Source organism: Kineococcus gurbantunggutensis (assembly GCF_050871925.1).
Lineage (GTDB): Bacteria > Actinomycetota > Actinomycetes > Actinomycetales > Kineococcaceae > Kineococcus.
On the sequence record NZ_JBJLSG010000351.1, the window covers coordinates 1 to 533 of the forward strand.

1 protein-coding gene is annotated in these 533 nt (G+C 73.9%); it reads right to left on the reverse strand.

Annotated elements, in window-relative coordinates:
• Positions 1-238: 238 nt before the first annotated feature.
• The coding region (locus ACRYR7_RS25625; RefSeq protein WP_432575211.1) for an alpha/beta fold hydrolase at positions 239-533 on the reverse strand (295 nt) is incomplete at its 5' end.

Here is a 533-nt window from a genome sequence, read left to right on the forward strand (position 1 = left end):
GCAACGTGCGCGACATCACCCGCCTGGAGTCGCAGCTGCTGTGGGCGCAGCAGAAGGGGATGGAGGTGCCGGCGTACGCGCTGGCCGCGTTCCGCGACGCGGCGTCGCTGTACCGCGAGCGCGCCGGCACCACGGTACTCGCCGCCTGAGCCGCGAGCACCGTGGTGCCGAGGACGTGGTGCTGGGGGACGTGGTGCCGGGGTCTTGCAACGCCGGCCGCAACCGGTGAGCGGTGTGCTCAGGAGGCCAGGAAGTCCAGCAGGACGCGGTTGAACTCGTCCGCGTGGCTGACGTTGCACCCGTGCGGGCCACCGGCGATCACGTGCAGGCGGCTGCCGGCGACGGCGGCGTGGGTGCGCGCGCCGGAACCCTCGAACGGCACGGTGGCGTCCCCGTCGCCGTGCAGCACGAGCGCCGGCACGTCCACCTTCGGCAGGTCGGCGCGGAAGTCGGTGGTGCCGAAGGCCTGCATGGCCTTCAGCGCCGCGTGCTGGTCGGCCTGCTCCGTCAGCGCCAGCGCCTCCCGGCGCTGG